The organism is Chitinibacter tainanensis DSM 15459, from assembly GCF_000429785.1.
Lineage (GTDB): Bacteria > Pseudomonadota > Gammaproteobacteria > Burkholderiales > Chitinibacteraceae > Chitinibacter > Chitinibacter tainanensis.
The window spans coordinates 60,597-79,880 of sequence record NZ_AUCN01000001.1 but is presented as its reverse complement, the minus strand read 5'-3'; the positions used below and the strand labels follow the sequence as shown (position 1 = coordinate 79,880).

Annotated in this window: 20 protein-coding genes; 8 read left to right on the top strand and 12 right to left on the bottom strand. The window is 58.9% G+C overall.

Annotated features, from left to right (window positions below; genetic code table 11):
- Positions 1-7: 7 nt before the first annotated feature.
- From G482_RS0100400 to G482_RS20775, 6 genes are all read right to left on the bottom strand, one after another.
- Positions 8-934 carry an ABC transporter permease subunit gene (locus G482_RS0100400; RefSeq protein ID WP_028448354.1) on the bottom strand — a complete coding sequence of 309 codons (927 nt, stop codon included), beginning with the start codon at positions 932-934 and terminating at the stop codon, positions 8-10.
- Positions 935-938: 4 nt separating this feature from the next.
- Positions 939-1,949 (bottom strand): ABC transporter permease subunit, encoded by a 1,011-nt coding sequence (locus tag G482_RS0100395; protein WP_028448353.1) that lies wholly within the window; start codon positions 1,947-1,949, stop codon positions 939-941.
- Positions 1,950-2,122: 173 nt separating this feature from the next.
- Complete coding sequence (locus G482_RS0100390) at positions 2,123-3,718, bottom strand: ABC transporter substrate-binding protein (RefSeq protein ID WP_034618494.1); 1,596 nt, start codon at positions 3,716-3,718, stop codon at positions 2,123-2,125.
- Between the two features lie 391 nt (positions 3,719-4,109).
- Positions 4,110-5,141, bottom strand: coding sequence for a YbaY family lipoprotein (locus G482_RS0100385; RefSeq protein ID WP_028448351.1), 1,032 nt, complete (start codon positions 5,139-5,141; stop codon positions 4,110-4,112).
- A gap of 20 nt (positions 5,142-5,161) precedes the next feature.
- On the bottom strand, positions 5,162-6,115 hold the full coding sequence (locus G482_RS0100380; RefSeq protein ID WP_028448350.1) for a hypothetical protein: 954 nt from the start codon (positions 6,113-6,115) through the stop codon (positions 5,162-5,164).
- Positions 6,116-6,117: 2 nt separating this feature from the next.
- Positions 6,118-6,687 carry a sugar O-acetyltransferase gene (locus G482_RS20775; protein ID WP_051258613.1) on the bottom strand — a complete coding sequence of 190 codons (570 nt, stop codon included), beginning with the start codon at positions 6,685-6,687 and terminating at the stop codon, positions 6,118-6,120.
- A 112-nt stretch (positions 6,688-6,799) separates the two neighbouring features.
- On the opposite strand from G482_RS20775, the gene G482_RS16720 reads away from it, so the two are divergent.
- Positions 6,800-8,425 (top strand): methyl-accepting chemotaxis protein, encoded by a 1,626-nt coding sequence (locus G482_RS16720; RefSeq protein ID WP_051258612.1) that lies wholly within the window; start codon positions 6,800-6,802, stop codon positions 8,423-8,425.
- A gap of 82 nt (positions 8,426-8,507) precedes the next feature.
- Here the strand turns inward: G482_RS16720 and G482_RS16715 are convergent, their stop codons facing one another.
- Complete coding sequence (locus G482_RS16715) at positions 8,508-9,167, bottom strand: chemotaxis protein CheB (RefSeq protein WP_051258611.1); 660 nt, start codon at positions 9,165-9,167, stop codon at positions 8,508-8,510.
- Between the two features lie 133 nt (positions 9,168-9,300).
- Entirely contained in the window at positions 9,301-10,197 is an 897-nt protein-coding gene (locus G482_RS0100360; protein WP_028448349.1) for a DMT family transporter, read from the bottom strand.
- Between the two features lie 209 nt (positions 10,198-10,406).
- Between G482_RS0100360 and G482_RS0100355 the strand changes: the two genes are divergently transcribed.
- Positions 10,407-11,663, top strand: coding sequence for a benzoate/H(+) symporter BenE family transporter (locus G482_RS0100355; protein ID WP_245575224.1), 1,257 nt, complete (start codon positions 10,407-10,409; stop codon positions 11,661-11,663).
- Here G482_RS0100355 and nudC read toward each other — a convergent pair.
- The gene (gene nudC, locus G482_RS0100350) at positions 11,660-12,481 is read right to left on the bottom strand and encodes an NAD(+) diphosphatase (protein WP_028448347.1); all 822 of its coding nucleotides are present in this window, start codon (positions 12,479-12,481) and stop codon (positions 11,660-11,662) included. The two genes, G482_RS0100355 and nudC, sit on opposite strands and share 4 nt — an antisense overlap.
- Before the next feature lie 198 nt (positions 12,482-12,679).
- Here nudC and G482_RS0100345 point away from each other — a divergent pair, with 198 nt between their 5' ends.
- The 3 genes from G482_RS0100345 (at position 12,680) to G482_RS19930 (ending at position 13,750) form a co-directional block, all read left to right on the top strand.
- Positions 12,680-12,964 carry a BON domain-containing protein gene (locus G482_RS0100345; RefSeq protein WP_028448346.1) on the top strand — a complete coding sequence of 95 codons (285 nt, stop codon included), beginning with the start codon at positions 12,680-12,682 and terminating at the stop codon, positions 12,962-12,964.
- A gap of 132 nt (positions 12,965-13,096) precedes the next feature.
- Positions 13,097-13,330 (top strand): hypothetical protein, encoded by a 234-nt coding sequence (locus G482_RS0100340; protein WP_156905313.1) that lies wholly within the window; start codon positions 13,097-13,099, stop codon positions 13,328-13,330.
- A 12-nt stretch (positions 13,331-13,342) separates the two neighbouring features.
- Complete coding sequence (locus G482_RS19930; protein WP_084414406.1) at positions 13,343-13,750, top strand: GIY-YIG nuclease family protein; 408 nt, start codon at positions 13,343-13,345, stop codon at positions 13,748-13,750.
- Here the strand turns inward: G482_RS19930 and G482_RS0100330 are convergent.
- From G482_RS0100330 to G482_RS0100320, 3 genes are all read right to left on the bottom strand, one after another.
- Positions 13,722-14,810, bottom strand: coding sequence for a hypothetical protein (locus tag G482_RS0100330; RefSeq protein ID WP_028448343.1), 1,089 nt, complete (start codon positions 14,808-14,810; stop codon positions 13,722-13,724). The two genes, G482_RS19930 and G482_RS0100330, sit on opposite strands and share 29 nt — an antisense overlap.
- Positions 14,811-14,914: 104 nt before the next feature.
- Complete coding sequence (locus tag G482_RS0100325; RefSeq protein ID WP_028448342.1) at positions 14,915-16,177, bottom strand: AmpG family muropeptide MFS transporter; 1,263 nt, start codon at positions 16,175-16,177, stop codon at positions 14,915-14,917.
- A 64-nt stretch (positions 16,178-16,241) separates the two neighbouring features.
- Positions 16,242-17,009 carry an exodeoxyribonuclease III gene (locus G482_RS0100320; protein ID WP_028448341.1) on the bottom strand — a complete coding sequence of 256 codons (768 nt, stop codon included), beginning with the start codon at positions 17,007-17,009 and terminating at the stop codon, positions 16,242-16,244.
- A 71-nt stretch (positions 17,010-17,080) separates the two neighbouring features.
- On the opposite strand from G482_RS0100320, the gene pyrE reads away from it, so the two are divergent.
- The 3 genes from pyrE (at position 17,081) to ppgK (ending at position 19,189) form a co-directional block, all read left to right on the top strand.
- Positions 17,081-17,719, top strand: coding sequence for an orotate phosphoribosyltransferase (gene pyrE, locus G482_RS0100315; RefSeq protein WP_028448340.1), 639 nt, complete (start codon positions 17,081-17,083; stop codon positions 17,717-17,719).
- A gap of 54 nt (positions 17,720-17,773) precedes the next feature.
- On the top strand, positions 17,774-18,325 hold the full coding sequence (locus G482_RS0100310; RefSeq protein ID WP_028448339.1) for a DUF4124 domain-containing protein: 552 nt from the start codon (positions 17,774-17,776) through the stop codon (positions 18,323-18,325).
- Between the two features lie 93 nt (positions 18,326-18,418).
- A complete protein-coding gene (ppgK, locus tag G482_RS0100305) occupies positions 18,419-19,189 on the top strand; it encodes a polyphosphate--glucose phosphotransferase (RefSeq protein ID WP_028448338.1) in 771 nt (256 codons plus the stop codon).
- Positions 19,190-19,284: the final 95 nt, after the last annotated feature.

Below are 19,284 nucleotides of genomic sequence, written 5' to 3'. Positions count from 1 at the left end.
CCGCGCCTCACGCCAGTTTTTTCAGTTTCGGATCGAGCGCATCACGCAGCCCGTCGCCCAGCAGATTCAGGGCAATCACGGTAAACAGAATCGTCAGCCCGGGCATGGTGACCACCCACCAGGCGCTGTCAATGTAATCGCGTGCCGAGGCCAGCATCGTGCCCCATTCCGGCAGCGGCGGTTGCGCGCCCAGGCCCAGAAAGCCCAGCGCCGCCGCATCCAGAATGGCCGAAGAAAAGCCCAGCGTGCCCTGTACAATCAGCGGAGCCATGCAGTTGGGCAACACGGTATTGAACATCAAGCGTAATTTACCGGCGCCGGCCAACTGGCTGGCTACCACGTAATCTTTATTCAGCTCGGTCATGGCCGAAGCGCGCGCCAGCCGCACATACGATGGCAGTGACACAATCGCAATCGCCAGCATGGTGTTCACCAGCCCCGGTCCCAGCACCGCGACGACCGCCACGGCCAGCAAGAGCGAAGGGAGCGCCAGCATGATGTCCATGGCGCGCATAATGCCGTTGCCCAGCCAAGTGGGGTAAAACGCCGCCAGCAGGCCAAGCACAATCCCCGGCAGCATCGAGAGCACCACCGAGACCACGCCGATCATCAGGCTTAAGCGGGCGCCATGCATCAGGCGCGACAGAATATCGCGGCCCAGCTCATCGGTGCCCAGCAAAAATTGCAGGCTACCGCCCTGTACCCAGGCCGGTGGGGTGAGCAAATGCTCGCGATATTGCTCGGTGGGCGAATGCGGGGCCAAGACGCCGGCCAGAATGGCGGCCAGCACCAGTGCGGCAAAAAATATCAGTGCGATCAGGGCGCCCCGATTGGCGCTGAACGATTGCCAGAATTCTTTCAGTGGCGATGGATAGCTCAGCGCCGCGGCATTGGCGGCCTGATCGGCCGCAGTGAGATTACTAGGGGTCGACATACACTTACCTCGCGTGGCGGATGCGTGGATTGATCACCCCGTACAGGATGTCCACCAGCAGGTTGACAGAAATAACCATGGTCGCGATCAGCAAGATCCCGCCCTGAACCACCGGATAATCGCGGCGCGAGATCGAATCGATCAGCCATTTACCAATGCCTGGCCATGAGAAAATCGTTTCGGTCAGCACGGCGCCAGCCAGCAGGGTACCGATTTGCAGACCAATCACCGTCACCACCGGCATCAGTGCATTGCGCAGGGCATGCACAATCACGATGCGTCCGCGCGACAGGCCTTTGGCCCGTGCGGTGCGGATGTAATCTTCGCGCAGCACTTCCAGCATGGCGGAGCGGGTCATCCGCGCAATCACCGCCATCGGAATCGTGCCCAGCACAATCGCTGGCAAGATCAGATGGTGGGCGGCGGATTTGAATGCGCCTTCTTCCCCGGAGAGTAGGGTGTCGATCAGCATAAAGCCGGTGACTGGTGGAATATCGTATTCAAGGGAAATCCGGCCCGAGACCGGTGTCCAGCCCAGCGACACCGAAAACAGCATGATCAGGATCAGGCCCCACCAGAAAATCGGCATCGAATACCCGGTGAGCGCGCTGCCCATGGTGACGTGATCAACAATCGTGCCGCGGCGTGTGGCCGCCAGCATACCGGCTGGCAGGCCGAGCAAACAGGCGAAGATCATTGCACAGAGCGAGAGCTCCAGCGTGGCGGGAAACAGCGTCAGAAACTCGCGAATCACCGGCTCGTTCGAGACAATGGACGTACCAAAATCGCCGTGCAGCAAATTGAGCAGATAGTGCCAATATTGCACGTATAAGGGCTGATCCAGCCCCAGCCTTTTGAGCGCCGAGGCATAAAATTCGGGATCGATTTGTCGCTCGCCCATCATCACCAAGACCGGGTCGCCCGGAATCATGTGAATCAGCGCGAAGGCCAGCAGGGTGACGCCGAGGAAGGTCGGAATCACCACGGCAATGCGGCGCAGAATAAAACTCAGCATAGAAACTCTCCCCTGTAGCTGGGGCAGCCCGCTACATCGGGTGGAAATCGGAAACAGCCAGCCGGCGAAATTATTATTGGGGTATAGCTCAGCAGACTAATGGTGCAGATGCTTAGCGGTTAGTACCGCCAGTGGGTATGGGCCATGCCGCCGCAGCGGCACCGCCCAAGGGCTTACTTCAGGCTCACGCCGTAGAACGAATTCAGACCAAATGGGCTGATCTTGAAGCCTTGTACTTCTTTGCGCATTGGCTGATACACCGTTGAGTGCGCGATGGTGGTCCAAGGTACTTCACGTTTGAAGATGGTTTGCGCTTTTTCGTACAGCTTCACGCGTTCCGCCTGATTGGTGGTGCTGCGGCCTTTCACGATCAGATCGTCAAATTCCTTATTGCACCAGCGCGCGTAGTTGTTGCCGCCCACGGCTTCGCAACCCAGATTCACGCCCAGCCAGTTGTCTGGATCACCATTGTCGCCGGTCCAGCCGATCAGCATGGTGTCGTGTTCACCTGCTTTCGCACGTTTGATGTACTCACCCCATTCGTAAGTCACGATCTTGGCTTTGATGCCGATTTTCGCCCAGTCGTTCTGGATCATTTCGGCCATCAGTTTGGCATTCGGGTTGTAAGGGCGCTGTACTGGCATGGCCCACAGGGTGATCTCGGTGCCTTCCGCGATGCCGGCTTTTTTCAGCAGCGCTTTGGCTTTCTCCACATCCATTGGCGCGTCTTTCAGCGTTTTGTTGTACGACCATTGGGTTGGTGGCATTGGGTTGGTGGCCGGTTGCGCGGCACCTTGGAATACTGCATCGATGATGGCTTTCTTGTTGATGGCCATATCCAGCGCTTGGCGTACTTCCAGCTTATCAAATGGCTTGCGGCTCACGTTGTAGCTCAGCCAGCCGGTATTGAAGGCCGGTTGGCTTGGCACGTTCAGCTTCGGATTGGTTTGCATGGCTTTCAGATCGGCCGGTTTCGGGTAGGCCATCACATGGCACTCACCTTTTTGCAGCTTCTGATAGCGCACGGATGCATCCGGCGTGATCGCGAAAATCAGTTTGTCCAGCTTCACATCGCCTTTGCGCCAGAAGTCTTTATTCGCGTCATAGCGGATATTGGCGTCTTTCTGGAATGAGCGGAACACAAACGGGCCGGTACCGATGGGCTGGGTGTTGATATTGGCGGCTTTGCCCGCTTTCAACAGGCCTTCGGCGTATTCGGCTGAGTGAATCGAAGCAAACGACATCGCCAAGTTTTGCAGGAAGGCCGCATCAACTGCTTTCAGCTTCATGCGGACGGTATATGGATCCACTTTCTCGATCGCGACCAGATTGGTATCCATCGCCATGTCAGAGGCATATGGAAAATCGCTTGGGGCCGCTTTATTGAACGGGAAGTTTTTGTCGGTCAGGCGTTTGAAGGTAAACACCACGTCATCGGCGTTGAATTCACGCGTTGGTTTGAAGTAGCTGGTGGTGTGGAATTTCACGCCTTTGCGCAGGGTGAAGGTGTAGGTCAGGTTGTCGGCGCTGACTTCCCATTTTTCCGCCAGGCCCGGGCGTATTTGCGTTGAGCCAGGGGCAAATTCAACCAGACGGTTGAACATGGTTTCAGCCGAAGCATCAAAGTCGGTGCCGGTCACTTGGCGCGAAGGGTCAAAGCCAGTTGGGCTACCTTCCGAACAATAAATCAGAGTACCGGCCGCGCTGGCAGTACCGGCCAGCAGGGCAACGGCGCTACCCAGAACCCAGTTGCGCATCTTGAAATTCATTTTGCTTTCTCCACAAATGAGGCAAAGACGTGATGTGTTGATGACGTGTTATGCGTATGGCAAGCCTGTTTGTTCTGCGGGCAAGTTGCCCGCGGCCTGATTGCACTGCAATGTAGGCGGTTTTTTTGAGGTTTGCCTCAGCATCCTAGTGAGGGCGCGCACGGCAAAACATTCGGTAAATCCCTCACTGATCAGGTAGTTAGCGCGGGCTACAGTTGCGCCAAAGTGGGGGTGTGAGCAGTACAGTTGGGCGGGTGGGCAGGAATGCGGTGGTTACAGAATACAGAAAAAGCTTTAGTTTCAGCGCCTTGCGTGGCGCTGCTGTGCCTGCCAAAACGAGCTAGAGCTATGTCTTGACAGGCGGTGCTTTGTATGAAATTTCTAATATTCCCTATCTTAGGGATTTCAGCAATACGCGCGCTTCGCGGCCATGTTGTTGCGTTAATACGGCAGCAGTTTCGCTTTGCATGACCACGCGGCCGTTTTGCAGCAGCTGCGCCTGCACTACGTACTGCAGTTTGGGATTGATGGCCGCCGGGTCAAAGCGCAGGGTGAGCGGGATGGGGTTGCCGCGCTCCAGCACGCGCTCTTGCACCGCAATGCGTTGCCCCAGCCCTTGGCCACTGAGCTCGCGCAATTCCACCCTTTGCAGCGCGCCGGGGCGCAAATTACGTTCCAGCCAGCTGGGAATGACGGTGACGGTTTCAACCGCCCGATTGACCACCACGCCATACATTGAAAATGCTTGCCGCAATTCGGCTTCGGTCAGGCGCAAAGCCTGTAGGCGTGCTTCTTCTGGGGTATTGGCTGCGAATGTAGATGGTAGTTTGATTTTGGCGTAATACACCCGCTGGGTATCGGTGCCCAGCGCTATGCTGTCGGCCGGGCCATTGGGCAGGGGGCTGACCACACCAGGATAAACCGTGAGCGTCAGTAGCGGGCTGCGGCGGCCATCGGCGGCTTGATACCAATAGCTCAGGCGTTGCAGGGCGCCTACCGCATCGGCGGGTAGCTCGCTGCCCGATGCAGCGGTGAGTTTCACTTCTTGCGCTAACCAGCGCTCGGGGGGCACAAACACAATCCCGCTGGCGGCGTCGCGCACCGGGTTGACTGGCTCATCTTGCGGGGCTGGGCGGCAATCGCTGCCCAGTGGCTGCGCGTGGTGAAACAGGCTGAGCGTTTGTTCGGTACTGTGAAGCCGATATTCGCCATCGCTAAATTCGCCCGCAGCAGTGCTGGCGAGGTTCAAGCGGCTGCCGTCTTTCACCGGTTGATACAGGCCGCGCAACAGGCGCACGCCATTAGGCTGGTGCTGTAATTGAAAGACTTCGCCTTCGGCGCAGCGGTAAATGGCTTCCGCGGGCAGTTGGGCCCAGCTTGGTGCGGCCAGCAGCAAGCTGGCCCAGAGTAAACAGGTTTTCATCGGCGTATCCAATAGGGCGCTTAAAAGCGGACGTCGGGCAGCGGGGCGGCTGGGGTTTGCAGCAGGCTGCGCGGGATAATCAATATTTGCAGTAGTTTGCGCACAGGCGGCTCGCCGTGCAGCACGATTTCGCTTAATTCGATGGTTTGCTCATCGCCCATGCCACTGTCGATCACGCCCAGCGGGTCGACCGCCAGCGTTTCGGTTTGCAGGGTAAGTAAATCGGGTGTGGCGGCCAGCTCGGCGATTAGCCGCTCGCACTGGGCATCGGGGCTGCGGGCGCTGGCATTGGCCTGCAGCTGGGCCGTGAGCTCGGCAATTCGTGCTTGTTGCTTGTCGTAGTCGGCGCTGTGCGGGCTGGCCATGCGCAGCATGGTGCGGGCATTCAGCAGTGCTTCTTCCAGGGCTTGTTTTTCCTGCCCCAGCTGCGTGAGCGCGAAGCTGGCTTGTTGCGCCACGACTTCCAGTAGCCGGCGCGGGCCCGCTGCCTGCAAGGCGGCGAGCGATTCCACCGCGCTGCTGATCCGGTAATGAGCAAACTGCAGTCGCTGTTGCGCGACATCTTGGCGAATCTGCCCGCCTTCTTCCACCATGCCAAAGCTGTGTTTGCGCTGAATATCGGCGGTAAACACCACCACGGTTTCATCGGCCAGCGGATGCGCGGCAAACCAGGCATGCAGGGCGGGATGCTCGCCAATCAGCTCGCCCATCCGGGCCGGATTGGCAAACAGTAATTGCAATAGCCGGTGCTGGCGCCAGTGTTCGTTATCCAGCCGCAGCGCTGGCGGCCATTGGGCAGTAAAGCGGGCGGCGTGTTCTTCGGCCCAATGCACATACGGCCCAAGGCGTTGCTGGTATTTGCGCGCTAATTTCACCTGCGGCGCAGCCAGCTCGACCAGCTGATCAATCAGAGCCGGGTCGGCGCTGGGCGGGGCGGGGGTGCGCCCCAGCCATTGTTTGAAGATGCCCAGCATGTTTACGGATTGAGCTCGTACAGCGTGGCTTCGTCGGGCGGCGTCAGCGCTTTCACTACCTGCGCGGGGTTGCCCAGCACCAAAGAGCATGGCGGCACATCGCGGGTCACCACGCTGCCAGCACCAATCACGCAATGATCGCCGATCGTGACGCCGGGGCAGATGATGGCGCTAGCGCCAATCCAGACATTCTGGCCGATGCTGATCGGCTTGGCCCAGAAGGCCCAGCGTTGGCGCTCGGTAGGGTCGACCGGATGCGTGCCGGTCTGAATTTGCACATGGGGGCCGATCAGGGTGTGGTGGCCAATCGTAATCGGCGCAGCGGCGGCGATTTCCACCCCGTGATTGATAAACACTTTGCGCCCCAGCCGGATCAGCTGACCACCCACGATATTGAGCTTGCCTTGGAAAATAACTTCTTCCGCTTCGGCAAAAATCTGCCGCAGCAGGGCATTTTTTTCGTCTTTTTGTTCGTAGCTGAGCGCGTTGTACTGGGCAATCAGGGCAAATTCGGCTGACAAGTTGCGTTTTCCGATGTCGTTAAAGCCAAATTTCACCGTTTCAGCGGTCATGCCAGCCTCCCATTAGAATTTTGTGATATAGGTTATAGTTGTTGTCCTAAAGTATAAGCCAACTAAGCTTGTAAGACGGGTGAATTTTTACCACCAGAGAGGGAGCATAAGCATGAATAACTGGGGTGTGAAAACACGATTAATGGCCGGATTTGGCTTGGTGCTGGGCTTGTTGGTGGTGCTGACGGCTGCGGCTTTGTATAGCTTGCAGAGCATCAGTGGCAAGATCGAAGAGCTGGTGGGTGAGCGCTATCCGGCGGTGGTGGTGACGCAGGACCTGATTATTCAGGCCTATAACACCGATCTCTTGTTCCGCAATGCGGCGCTGGCCGAAAATTTTGAAGAGATGGAAAAGATCATCGCCGTGATCACCCAAGAGGCTGATCAGGAAGAGGCGGCGATTGCCAAACTCAAAGCCATGCCACTGGATGCGCAGGCGAAAACGCTACTGGCCGAAGTGGAGCGCGCCAATGCGGCAATGGATAAGCAAAAAGCCACGCTAATCAGCCAGCTGAAACTCGACCGTGCGGTGGGAGCGACCTTTATCAACACCACCTACGCCAAGGTGAGTAATGAATATCGCAATGCGGTGCTGCAACTGGGCAAACAGCAGGGCGAAATGATGGAGCAGGGCAAGGCCAGTATGGGCCGTACCAGCGGCGCCGCCCACACCGTGATTGTGGTCACGGCCATCATCGCGATTGTGGCGGGCCTAGTATTTGCGGCGCTGATTGCCAATCAGGTGATTGGCTCACTGGCGACGGCCAGCAGTGTGGCCGAGAAAATCGCGGCTGGCGATCTCACCCACGATTGGCGGGCGCAGCGCATTGGCAAAGATGAAATCGGCGTGTTGCTGGGCGCGCTGAAAAAAATGCAGGATAACCTCACCCAGATTATCCGGCAGATTCGCGACAATGCCCAAGATGTGGCCGGCACGGCTCGCACCTTGAGCCAGGCCTCGCAGCAAATTCATGGCGGTACTGATGCGCAATCGGCGGCTGCCAGCAATATGGCCGCCGCGGTGGAAGAAATGAGCGTCAGCATGGATCAGGTGGCGCATAACTCGGTTGATGCCGAGCAGCGGGCTCGCGATGCTGGCCAGCAAGCGCAAGTCGGTAGCCAGGATGTGGTGGCAGCCACACGCGAAATGCAGGCGATTTCGGGCGAAGTGAGCGGTGCGGCGCAGCAGATTACTGAGCTGGGCCAACGCATCGAAGAAATCGGCAGCATTGTGGTGGTGATTAAAGATGTGGCCGACCAAACCAATTTGCTGGCGCTCAATGCCGCAATTGAAGCGGCGCGCGCCGGCGATATGGGCCGCGGCTTTGCGGTGGTGGCCGATGAAGTACGCAAGCTGGCCGAGCGCACTACGCAATCCGCCACGCAGATTACCTCGATGGTGAATGCGATTCAGTCTAGCGCCGGCGATGCCGTGGCACGGATGAGTAATGGCACTCGCCGGGTCAGCGAAGGGCTGCAATTGGCCAATCAGGCGAGCGATAGTATTACCCGCATCAACGACAGCAGCAGCAGCGTAGTGGAGTCGGTATTTGGGATTAGCGAGCAGGTACAGGAGCAGCGGGCGGCGGCGCGCGATATTGCGGTCAATGTCGAGCAAATCGCGCAAATGGCCGAAGAAAACTCGGTGGCGGTGCGCAATATGGTCGATTCGATCAGCCGGCTGGAGAATATGTCCAGCCAGCTTGCGCAAACTGTGCAACGTTTCCAGGTGATCTAAGCGCTCTGCAACTCTCGCAGCAATAAAAAACCGCGCTACGGCGCGGTTTTTTATTGGGTGGCGTTACGGGCAACGCTGACGACTAGCCATAGCGCATAATCGACGCCGCCACCTGATCCAGCGCGATCAGCTCTTTGGTCGCGCCCAGCCGCACGGCTTCTTTAGGCATGCCAAAGACCACACAGCTGGCCTCATTCTGGGCATAGGTCATGGCGCCGCAATCGAACATCTCGCGTAGACCTTTGGCACCATCGTCGCCCATGCCGGTCAGGATATAGCCCACCGCATTGCGCCCGGCGGCATTGGCGGCCGAGCGAAATAGCACATCCACCGAGGGGCGATGGCGTGTCACTAGCGGGCCATTCACCACATCTACAAAATACTGCGAACCGGCGCGCTGCACCACCAGATGCTTGCCGCCAGGGGCGATCAGCGCCAGCCCCGGTTGCACCCGATCACGCGGGCGCGCTTCCCGTACTTCGATTTCACACAGGCCATTCAGGCGCTGGGCGAAGCTGGCGGTGTATTTTTCCGGCATGTGCTGCACGATCACAATGCCGGGGCAATTGCGTTTTAGTTTGGGCAGAATGGCTTCCAGCGCCTGCGTCCCCCCGGTGGAGGTGCCAATGGCGATCAGCTTTGGCGTCACCGGCAGGCGCGCGAGCGGATCGGGCCGCGGCAAGATGGCATCGGCATCGAGCTTGGGCGCGTTCAGGCGCTCATTCATGGCCAGATGCGTCATACACACGCTCCGACAAAATAATCACGGACTAGGGCAACCCGCATGCTGGGATCGATGGCTTGCGCCGCTTTAAATAGAGGTGCTTTCGTGATAGCAGATTCAGCCTTGTGGCGCTGCAAAACCATCGACATCCTTAATCCTTTTTATTCACCAGGCTGACGCCAAACAGCACTACCGCGGCCCCCAGCCATTGCAAAGGGGTGAGCACTTCGCCCAAGATGCCCAGCCCGAAGATAATCGTCAGCACCGGCCCAAAGCTGCCGATCAGCGCCGTTTTCGCGCCGCCAATGCGCTGCATGGCCGCACTGGTGGCGTAGATCGGTAACACGGTCGAAAACAGCGCCATCAATAAGCCATAGCCCCACACCGGCGCGGGCTGCTGCAAATCGCTCCATGGGCGGGTGAGGGCAAAATGCGCCACGATCGCCAGGCAAGACACGCCCAGCGCCAATTCGGTAAAGCGCATGCTGCCCACCGCCTGAATCACCCGCGGGCTGAAACTCATATACAGCGCAAAAGTGGTCGCACTGAGCGCCACGCACAGCACGCCAAACCAGTCGGCGCGGGCGTGATACAAATCTGGCCCCAATACCAGCACAATGCCCAAATAGGTCACCAGCATCACCAGCCAGATGCGGCCGGGAATGCGGCTTCGTTGCAGCGCGGCGCTGATCAGCACGGTGAGGGTGGGATACAGGCACAAGATCAGCCGCTCCAGACTGGCGCTCACCGTTTGCAAGCCAATGAAATCGAGCAGGCTAGACAGGTAATAACCCACTACGCCCAAGGCAATAAGCCATAGCTTCTGGGGTATGGTTAGCGGGGCGCCGGTTTCTGTGCGCCACAGGCGGATACCTGCCAGCAGTACCACCGAGAGAAACATGCGGATCGTCACCATGGTGACAGCATCCACGCCGTAGCGATAAGCCAGCTTGGCAAAAATGGCCTTGGCGGCAAAACCGGTCGAGGCCAGCAAAGCCAAAATAAAACCGACTTGGGCGGGGCGGAAAGACACGGACAATTGCGGCATACAGAGCTCCTTAAGCGAAACAACCGCGTCGGGAGTGGGGCAGGTGGCCGGCGCGGTCAGGGTGACAAGCGCGTGGCCACAGCATGGGCGAGCGCTAGCGTGCGAGCACGGCTAGCCAAGCTGCTGCGTGGGCGTGAAGGGCAATAATGTAAGTGCTATGAGCTTTCATACCTTCATCTTGCCTGCGCGGGGCGTAAGGCGTCAATTGGGTGAACTGTAACGAGTTGTTGGCCAGCCAACTGGATTTGCCGACCGCCCCACCGGCAGCGCACAATGCCGTTTTCCCTATTCGGATCTTGCGCATGCGCTGGTGGCACGATATCTCACTCTCTGCCGTGGTGGCGGGGCTGGTTACGGTGTTGGTGGGTTTTACTAGCTCGGCCGTGATTGTGTTTCAGGCAGCGCAGGCCTTAGCGGCCACGCCAGCGCAAACGGCGTCTTGGATGTGGGCGCTGGGGCTGGCGATGGGCCTCACCTGTATTGGCTTATCGTTGCGCTACCGCGTGCCGGTGGTGACGGCGTGGTCAACGCCCGGTGCGGCGCTGCTGGTGACGTCGGTGTCGGGCATCAGCCTGCCGGAAGCGGTGGGCGCGTTTATGCTCTGTGGCGCGCTGATTGTGCTGGTGGGGGTAACGGGCTGGTTTGAACGCGCGATGCAACGGGTGCCGATGAGTCTGGCCTCGGCCATGCTGGCCGGGGTGTTGCTGAAATTTGGCTTGGGCGCTTTTCAGGCGCTGGGCACGCAATTGGCCTTGGGCTTGAGTATGTTGGCGGCCTATTTGCTGCTGCGCCGCTGGCAGCCGCGCTATGCTATTCTGGGGGTATTGCTCGCTGGCGTTATTTGCAGTGCGCTACAGGGACAGTTACATCTGGGGGGTATGCAGCTGGCGCTGGCGCAGCCAGTGTGGGTAAGCCCTAGCCTGAGCTGGTCGGCTGTGGCCAGCGTGGCCTTACCGCTGTTTATGGTGACCATGGCCTCGCAAAACATCCCCGGCGTGACGGTGCTACACGCCAATGGTTTCCGCCCGCCGATTTCGCCGATTATTAGCTGGACGGGCCTCACCACCATCGTGCTGGCGCCCTTTGGTGCATTTGCTATCAATCTGGCCGCGATAACGGCCGCCATTTGCATGGGCAAAGATGCGCACGAAGCGCCCGAAAAACGTTATGTGGCGGCGGTGGCAGCCGGGGTGTTTTATCTGCTGATCGGGATATTTGGCGCCACGGTGGCGGCGCTGTTTGCGGCCTTGCCGGCGGCCTTGATTATGATCGTGGCCGGTTTGGCGCTGCTGAATATCATCGGCAATGGCCTAGCGCTGGCGATGCGCGATGATCTGCACCGCGAAGCGGCGATGGTGACTTTTCTGGTCACCGCTTCGGGTCTGACGGTATTTGGGATTGGCTCGGCCTTCTGGGGCTTGCTCGCCGGCGGCGTGGCGGCGCTGGTGCTGCGCAAGAAAGCCTAAGTCGCAGCGAGCAACACGCTCTGAATTAGCCGATAGGCCAAGCTATAGCGGCTGGGCAGCTCGGGCAGGGCGCTGAGCGGATACCATTGCGCGTCTTCGATCTCGCCGGGCTGACAGCGGATATCACCCCCGGCATAGTCGGCCACAAAGGCCAGCATCAGCGAATGTGGAAACGACCAGCTTTGGCTGCCAAACCAGCGCAGATGGCGAATCCGCACGCCCACTTCTTCCAGCACCTCGCGATGCGCGCATTGCTCCAGGCTTTCGCCGGGCTCCACAAAGCCGGCCAGCGCGCTATACACGCCGGGGCGAAAGCCGGGTGAGCGGGCGAGCAAGAGCTCGGTTTGGCCGGCCACTTCGCGGCGAATCAGTACCATCACCGCCGGCGACACGCGTGGCCATACCCGATGCCCGCAGGCCGGGCAGCCGCAGGCCACTTCCTCCGCCAGCGGCGTGGTGGCGTGCCCGCACACCCCGCAGTGCTGGTGAGTGCGGTAGAAGGTAGCAATCTGGCTCGCCCGCCCCGCCAATAGCCATTCATCCTCGCTGAGCCGACCGTAACTGGCGCGCAACTCGAGGGCTTCTAGGTCCGCCGGGATGGCTGTAGTTGCCGGCCATTGCGCCAGCACCACCGGCCGCTGTTGCCAGTAACCGATGATCTGCGCCCGCTCGGGCGCGGCGAGGTGGGCCAACGCGCTGGCGGTGGGCAAACCTTCGGCACTGCACAGCAGGGTATCGCCCTGTAGGGCAATGATGATGTGCTCTGGCAGTAGATGCGTAATGGGAGTATGTGCGGGCTGAAAATCGTCGGGCAGCATGGGCAGGCTCGCAAGGGCGGCGGGGCAAGGTGAATCAGTGTACCAAGCGCGGCCGGGGCTGTGGCAATGTTGCTGCCGGCTGTGGCTTGTCATACTAAGTTCATCTGCTTTAAACACATTTGTCATCTACGGCACTTAAGATTGCCGCCATTGCCCCGCCCGCTCTGGGCGATCGTTCCGACTGATTGAGAGATAACAATGAAACGTTCTGCCCTGCTGGCCCTGGTGGCCTTTGCTGCTTTGAATACCGCTCACGCTTCAGACGCTTGCGTATGGGGCTGCTTGGCGATGAAAGCCAAGGCCGCAATCGATGCTGATCCAGCACTGAAAAAATTCGATATCCAAGTTAAAGCCACCGACACTTATGACGTAAAACTGTCTGGCTCAGTGGATGAAGGCGAGCAAATGGCTCAAGCCGGTATGCTGGCTGAAGGCATCAAAGGCGTGAAATTTGTCTTCAACGACATCATGCCGAAAAACTAAGCCTACCCCGCTTAGCCGACCAAAACCCGCCGCTGGCGGGTTTTGTTTTTGCGCGGCGCTCGCGCGCACTCAAGCGCAGCCGCGCCGCGCCGATGTATGATGGCGAGCTATTTTTATCTGGCCCCGTCTGCCATGAGTCAATTCGAAGCCAAACAATGGGTGCGCCTGCGCCGCGATCATCTGCAAACCTATGCCCCGGCCACGGCCCGTCTGCTGGATGGCCGCAAGGGCAAGGTGCTGGATGTGTTTATTCCGCTGGGCAAAAAAGAAGCCCTGGTGAAGGTTTACTGGACACCACGCCGCCCCGGTGAAAAAGAGCTGGTGCTGGAGCACCCCGAAGCCGAGCTGGAACGGATTGTCGGCTAGGTATTGCGCCAGGTGGCTGATTTGATAAGCGCTAGCGAGCAATACCCCTCGAAAGACCTCGCCCCATGGTCAGTGTATGTATTGCGCTGCCGCGGCGGGCGGCTCTATACCGGCATCGCCATTGATGTGGCGCGCCGGCTGGCCCAGCATCAGGCCGGCACCGGCGCCAAATTCACCCGTGCCCATCCACCCGAAGCTCTGTTGCGCAGCTTGCCCTGTATTAGCCGCAGCGTGGCGCTGAAGCTTGAATACGCCATCAAGCAGCTCAGTGCGGCGCAAAAACAGCGCTGGCTGGCCGGCGCTGCTGCGCCATTTGCGGCGCGATTTCAGCAAAATAGCGAGGGTATCTGGCTAGAGGTCAGTATAGATAGTGCACTAGAGGAAATACCCGCTAGCGTAGCTCCGCCTTCATGCTGTTAATGGCGGCCTGGCCTTCGCTACTGAGCAAGGGCGCGAGCTGGCGGTAGCTAATCACCGCGTTATTGGTGCAGGCGAACATGGCGTGCGGCAAATAGGGCATAAACGCGAGCCCGTTGGCGGTGGGGTAGACATCCCAGCTCTCGGTCTCGTCGCCGACCGATTCGCAGCCTTCTTGTTGTACCTCTGCCCAGGCTTGGCTTAGCAGCCGGCGGAGTGGTGCTTCGATTTTGAACAACTGCCCGTCTTGCCGCACGGCTTTGGCATTGAGCCAGCGCCACACCTCCACCGGCTTGGCCTGCCCGCGGCGATAGGTTTGGTAGCTGGTGCCGTAATTGGGGTGGGCGCCGCCGCAATAATCGCCGCTATTGTTTTCTTCAACATACCAGCTGGCGGTAATCAGTTCGGGCCGGGAGGTGCGGCTTAGATAGCCTTGCTGCCCATGATACAGCTGGGTATAGCGGATGCATTCGGCCTGCTCTTTGGCGTCGGCCAGCAGGCGGGCGCGCACCTCGGCGGTGAGCGTGGGCGTGTCGCCCGGTTTGGCGGCAACCACGATGCGGCGTAATTCATTGTCGCTATCGCTGCCTGCTAGCCACACTTGCAAATAGCTTTGCCCGTGCCATTGGGCGAGTTTGCTCTTGAATTTGGGGGGAGTTTCCAGCGCGGCATTAAACGCATCGCTCAGGCAGGGCTCGGCACCGTTAAAGGCCACTCGCTGTAGCTCAATGGCAAGGCTTTTGCCCTTGAGCTGCCATTGCCCGCGCAAGACGCCATCGCTGCCCACGGCCACCGCTTGCCAGCGTGCGCCGCCTTCTCCTTCTTGCCAGCGGCTTGGGCTTTGGGGGTGTTCATCTTGCGCTTGCAGCTGAATTGGATTGAGGTGCTTGTGGTAGTAATACAGCCCCAGTGGCGGATCATTATCGCCCTGCAGGCAGGCCGTGACCGGATAGCTGCCCACTTGGCCGCGCCACACGCCGTGCCAGCAGGGGGTGGCGGCAGCGCTAGCGGCGCTCAGTGTGGCGAGCAAGCAGAGGGTAAACAGGCGGCGGGTATGCAACATGATGACTCGAGCGCAGTGGGTGAGTCGCCATGATGGCAAACAACGGCTCGCCCCGTCATATGCAGGCAGGCCGTTGTTGCAGATCTGTGGGGTGTGGGGGCGCCTTAATCGTCCGCCGGCAAGTCGGCTGGGGTTTCCAGGGCGCGAATGGTTTGGCGCAAATACACCACCAGTAATAAGCCGGGGATAGCCACCAGCGCCGAAAACACAAAGAAATGCGCCCAGCCCAAGGCCAACACCAGATAGCCCGACGCCGGCCCGACATACACGCGGCCAAAAGCGGCCAGTGCCGAGAGCAGGGCAAACTGGGTGGCGGTAAAGCGTGGATTACACAAGCTCATCAAGAGCGCGACCGCCGCCGTGGTGCCCATGCCGCCGGCGAGGTTTTCACCGCCAATCGCGGCGTACAGCAGCAACAGGTCCGGCGCGCCATGCAGGGCGATAATCCAGTACCCTAGATTGGTGAGAGCCTGCAGCACCCCAAACACCAATAGCGCGCGATACAAGCCCCAGCGCAGCATCAACACCGCGCCGGCAAAACCGCCGACGATGGTGGCGATCATGCCGAAGACCTTATTGGCCGAGCCGATCTGGCTTTTGACATAGCCCATATCCAGCAGGAATTTGGTCGATAGGCTGCCGGCAAACGCATCGCCCAGCTTATAGCCCACCACCAGCAGCAAGAGCCAGAGCGCGCCGCGGCGGGTGAAAAATTCGTGCAGCGGTTCGAGCACCGCTTCGCGCAGCGACTGCGGTGGCCGTGGCAGGCCGGTGGGCTCGGGCGCAAGCAAGGTCACCAGCGCCATGCCGGCCATAATGGCCGCCATCGCCCAATAGGTGTGCTGCCAGCTCAAAATGCCATCGGCCAGAATCAGCGCCAATGCGCCGGACGTGAGCATGGCCATGCGGTAGCCAAACACCCCCACCGCCGCGCCAGCGCCGCGCTCGGTTTGTTGCAGGGTTTCGGTCCGGTAGGCATCGATCACCACGTCTTGGGTGGCGGAGAAAAACGCCACCAGCACCGCCAACACCGCAAAAGTGGCCAGATGGGTTTGCGGGTCGAGCCCGCCCATGGTGGCAATCGCGCCAGCCAGCGCCAGTTGGGTGAGCAACATCCAGCCGCGGCGGCGGCCCAGGAGCGGCAGTGGAAAGCGATCAATCAGCGGCGCCCAGAGAAATTTCCAGGTGTAGGGCTGCCCCACCAGAGTAAACCAGCCGATGGTTTTCAAATCCAGCCCGGCATCGGACAGCCAGGCTTGCAGGGTGGAGCCAGTGAGTGCCAGCGGCAAGCCGGAGGCAAAACCCAGAAACATCGCCGCAGCAATGCGGCGATTGGTAAAAACGGCCAGATAATGACTGAGCTGCATGGGGTATTGCCTTAGGGGCTATTGTTATTGAGATGTATGGCTTGATACCTGGCTGGGTATCGGTTTAGAGCGGGTAGTCGTAATCGACAATCAGCGGCGCATGATCGGAAAACTTCTCGTCTTTATAAATACTGGCCGCGCGCGCGGTGGCCGCCAGCGCCGGGGTAGCGATCTGATAATCGATGCGCCAGCCCACGTCTTTGGCATAGGCTTGGCCGCGATTGCTCCACCAGGTGTAGCCGGGGATTTCGGGATACAGCGTGCGCCAGGTATCGACCCAGCCGCTGGCCAGTAATTGGGTCAGCCACGCGCGCTCTTCGGGCAAGAAGCCCGAATTTTTCAGATTGCCTTTCCAGTTTTTCAGGTCGATTTCATTGTGCGCGATATTCCAGTCGCCCATGATGATCACATCGCGACCGGATTCGCGCAGCTCGTTTAGCCGTGGCCAGAAGCGCTCGAGAAAACTGAATTTGACATCCTGTCGCTCTTCCGACGACGAACCCGACGGCAGATACAGCGACACCACCGAGAGATTGCCAAAGCGCACTTCCAGATAGCGGCCTTCGGCATCGATATCGGCAATACCCAGCCCGGTAATCACCGCATCGGGCTCGCGGCGGCAATACAGGCCCACGCCGCTATAGCCTTTTTTCTCGGCGTAATGGAAATAGGCGTGAAACCCGGCCGGGGTATGCTCGGGCTTGATATCCGCCGCTTGGGCTTTTAATTCCTGCACGCCGACTACGTCCGCGTTCTGGCCCTCAAGCCAGGTGAAAAAACCTTTGCTGGTGGCCGAACGGATGCCGTTCAGGTTGGCAGAAATGATGCGCACGCGGCGATTCCTTGTTCAAATCAATGATATGCTTCTAGCTTGTATTGTGATTTACGAATTAGGACTATCCCATGAGCGACTTCCGTCAGGACTTCATCCGTTTCGCAGTAGAGCAAAAAGTGCTCTGTTTTGGCGATTTTATCACCAAAGCCGGCCGCAACTCGCCGTACTTCTTTAATGCGGGACTGTTTAGCGACGGGGCATCAGTGGGCGAGCTGGCGCGTTTTTACGCGCAGGCGGCTATCGCCTCTGGGGTGGAGTTTGATGTGCTGTTTGGGCCAGCCTATAAAGGCATTGTGCTGGCTTCGGCGACGGCCGTGGCGCTAGCGGGCGCGGGGCGCAATGTGCCCTTTGTGTTCAACCGCAAAGAAGCCAAAGACCATGGCGAAGGCGGCGTACTGGTGGGCGCGCCACTCAAGGGCCGCGTGATGATTATTGATGATGTGATTTCAGCGGGCACTTCGGTGCGCGAGTCGGTCAATCTGATCCGCGCGGCCGGGGCTGAGCCGGTTGGGGTGCTGATTGCGCTGGATCGCATGGAGCGCGGTCAGGGGAGCCTGTCAGCAGTACAGGAAGTCGAGCAACAATTCGGCATGCCGGTTATTCCTATTGCATCTTTGCAAGATTTGCTGGCATTTCTTGCTGATCAGCCCGGAATGACTGAGAATCTGGCGAAAGTTCAACAATACCGTGCCCAATACGGTGTTTAAAAGATAGGTAATCAAGCGGCCATGATGCGTGGGTGTTTACTGGCAGTTTTATTGATGTGTGCCTGGCCAGTCGCCGCCGGCACCGTATATCGCTGGGTGGATGAGCACGGCAAGGTGCAATTCAGCGATAAACCCCCGTCTGGCCAAAGCCGCGACCTCACCACGCTGGATAAATCCGGCCGCTCGCGTAGCAGCGGTGTGATGAGCGAGGCCGAGCGCGCCGCGGAGCTGGAACGCCAGCGCGCGCAGATCGAGCAGCGGCGCAAAGATAAAGCACTGCTGCAGTCATTCTCTTCGCCGGATGAGATTGATTTATTGCGCGATCGCCAGCTCGAGGCGCTGGCCGCCGGCCAGCAAACCAACCGCCTGCGTATTCAAACTATTCAGGAGCGCAATAAAAAGCTGCAAACGCAAGCTGAGCGCTTCCAGAAGCAAAAAAAACCGTTACCTGCCGATTTACAAGCACAACTTGATCAAAATCGGGATGAAATCCAAGTAATTGAGCAATTATTGCAGCAGCAGGATCAGGAAGCGGTGAAAATCCGCCAGCGGGCCGAGTCCGACAAAGCCCGCTTTATCCAGCTGCGCAATTTTGCGCCCAATTAAGTCGGTAAGGCCCGCTACGTAAGGGTTTTACGGTGTTGGTGGCCATCCGGCAGGCTGGCACACTGCGGTTCAAAATAATCTGTGAAGAACGAGATGACAGCACAAACTCAAGCCCGAATTGTTCTTGGTATTGATATTGGCGGCACCGGCATTAAAGGTGCGCCGGTCAATCTGCAAACCGGTGAGCTGGTGGCCGAACGCCACCGAATCGACACCCCGCAGCCCGCCACGCCCGAAGCGGTGGGGCAGGTGGTGAAACAGATCGTCGAGCATTTCAACTGGCAAGGCCCGATTGGCTGTACCTTTCCAGCGATTGTGCACAATGGCGTTACCCTGTCGGCCGCTAATGTGGATAAAAGCTGGGTGAACGCCCCGGCGCAACAGATTCTGGCCGATGCCACCGGTTTGCCACTGATTGTGCTGAATGATGCCGATGCTGCGGGCCTGGCCGAAGTAGTGTTTGGCGCGGCTAAAGGCCGCAGTGGCAAAACCATCGTGATTACGCTGGGTACCGGCATTGGTAGCGCGCTGATCGTTGATGGTCAGCTGATTACCAATACCGAATTTGGGCATCTGATTTTCCCGAAAGACACCATTGCCGAGAAATATTGTTCGGCCAAAGTGAAGGAAGATCTCGACCTGAAATGGAAAGACTACAACCCTCGCCTGAATGCGTATCTGGAGCACATTCAGCTGCTGTTCTCGCCTGATCTGGTGATCATTGGTGGTGGGATCAGTAAAAAGGCCGATAAATTTATTCCCGAAATGCAAAACCTGCGTTTCGAGCTGGTGGCGGCCACACTGAAAAATGAAGCCGGCATCGTCGGCGCGGCGCTGGAGGCGGCCAAGCATTTTAAAGTGTAGGTATGGCTGGCAAGTGATTGTCCTGTAAGCCTTTCTGACCAATACCCCGGCATGGCCGGGGTTTTGTTTTTTGGGCTTGGTGCGGGCAAGGGCTC

Coding starts and splice junctions, on each gene's coding strand:
- G482_RS0100400 (WP_028448354.1), bottom strand. CDS start 934: ATGTCGACCCCTAGTAATCTCACTGCGGCCGATCAGGCCGCCAATGCC.
- G482_RS0100395 (WP_028448353.1), bottom strand. CDS start 1,949: ATGCTGAGTTTTATTCTGCGCCGCATTGCCGTGGTGATTCCGACCTTC.
- G482_RS0100390 (WP_034618494.1), bottom strand. CDS start 3,718: ATGAATTTCAAGATGCGCAACTGGGTTCTGGGTAGCGCCGTTGCCCTG.
- G482_RS0100385 (WP_028448351.1), bottom strand. CDS start 5,141: ATGAAAACCTGTTTACTCTGGGCCAGCTTGCTGCTGGCCGCACCAAGC.
- G482_RS0100380 (WP_028448350.1), bottom strand. CDS start 6,115: ATGCTGGGCATCTTCAAACAATGGCTGGGGCGCACCCCCGCCCCGCCC.
- G482_RS20775 (WP_051258613.1), bottom strand. CDS start 6,687: ATGACCGCTGAAACGGTGAAATTTGGCTTTAACGACATCGGAAAACGC.
- G482_RS16720 (WP_051258612.1), top strand. CDS start 6,800: ATGAATAACTGGGGTGTGAAAACACGATTAATGGCCGGATTTGGCTTG.
- G482_RS16715 (WP_051258611.1), bottom strand. CDS start 9,167: ATGACGCATCTGGCCATGAATGAGCGCCTGAACGCGCCCAAGCTCGAT.
- G482_RS0100360 (WP_028448349.1), bottom strand. CDS start 10,197: ATGCCGCAATTGTCCGTGTCTTTCCGCCCCGCCCAAGTCGGTTTTATT.
- nudC (WP_028448347.1), bottom strand. CDS start 12,481: ATGCTGCCCGACGATTTTCAGCCCGCACATACTCCCATTACGCATCTA.
- G482_RS0100345 (WP_028448346.1), top strand. CDS start 12,680: ATGAAACGTTCTGCCCTGCTGGCCCTGGTGGCCTTTGCTGCTTTGAAT.
- G482_RS0100340 (WP_156905313.1), top strand. CDS start 13,097: ATGAGTCAATTCGAAGCCAAACAATGGGTGCGCCTGCGCCGCGATCAT.
- G482_RS0100330 (WP_028448343.1), bottom strand. CDS start 14,810: ATGTTGCATACCCGCCGCCTGTTTACCCTCTGCTTGCTCGCCACACTG.
- G482_RS0100325 (WP_028448342.1), bottom strand. CDS start 16,177: ATGCAGCTCAGTCATTATCTGGCCGTTTTTACCAATCGCCGCATTGCT.
- pyrE (WP_028448340.1), top strand. CDS start 17,081: ATGAGCGACTTCCGTCAGGACTTCATCCGTTTCGCAGTAGAGCAAAAA.
- G482_RS0100310 (WP_028448339.1), top strand. CDS start 17,774: ATGTGTGCCTGGCCAGTCGCCGCCGGCACCGTATATCGCTGGGTGGAT.
- ppgK (WP_028448338.1), top strand. CDS start 18,419: ATGACAGCACAAACTCAAGCCCGAATTGTTCTTGGTATTGATATTGGC.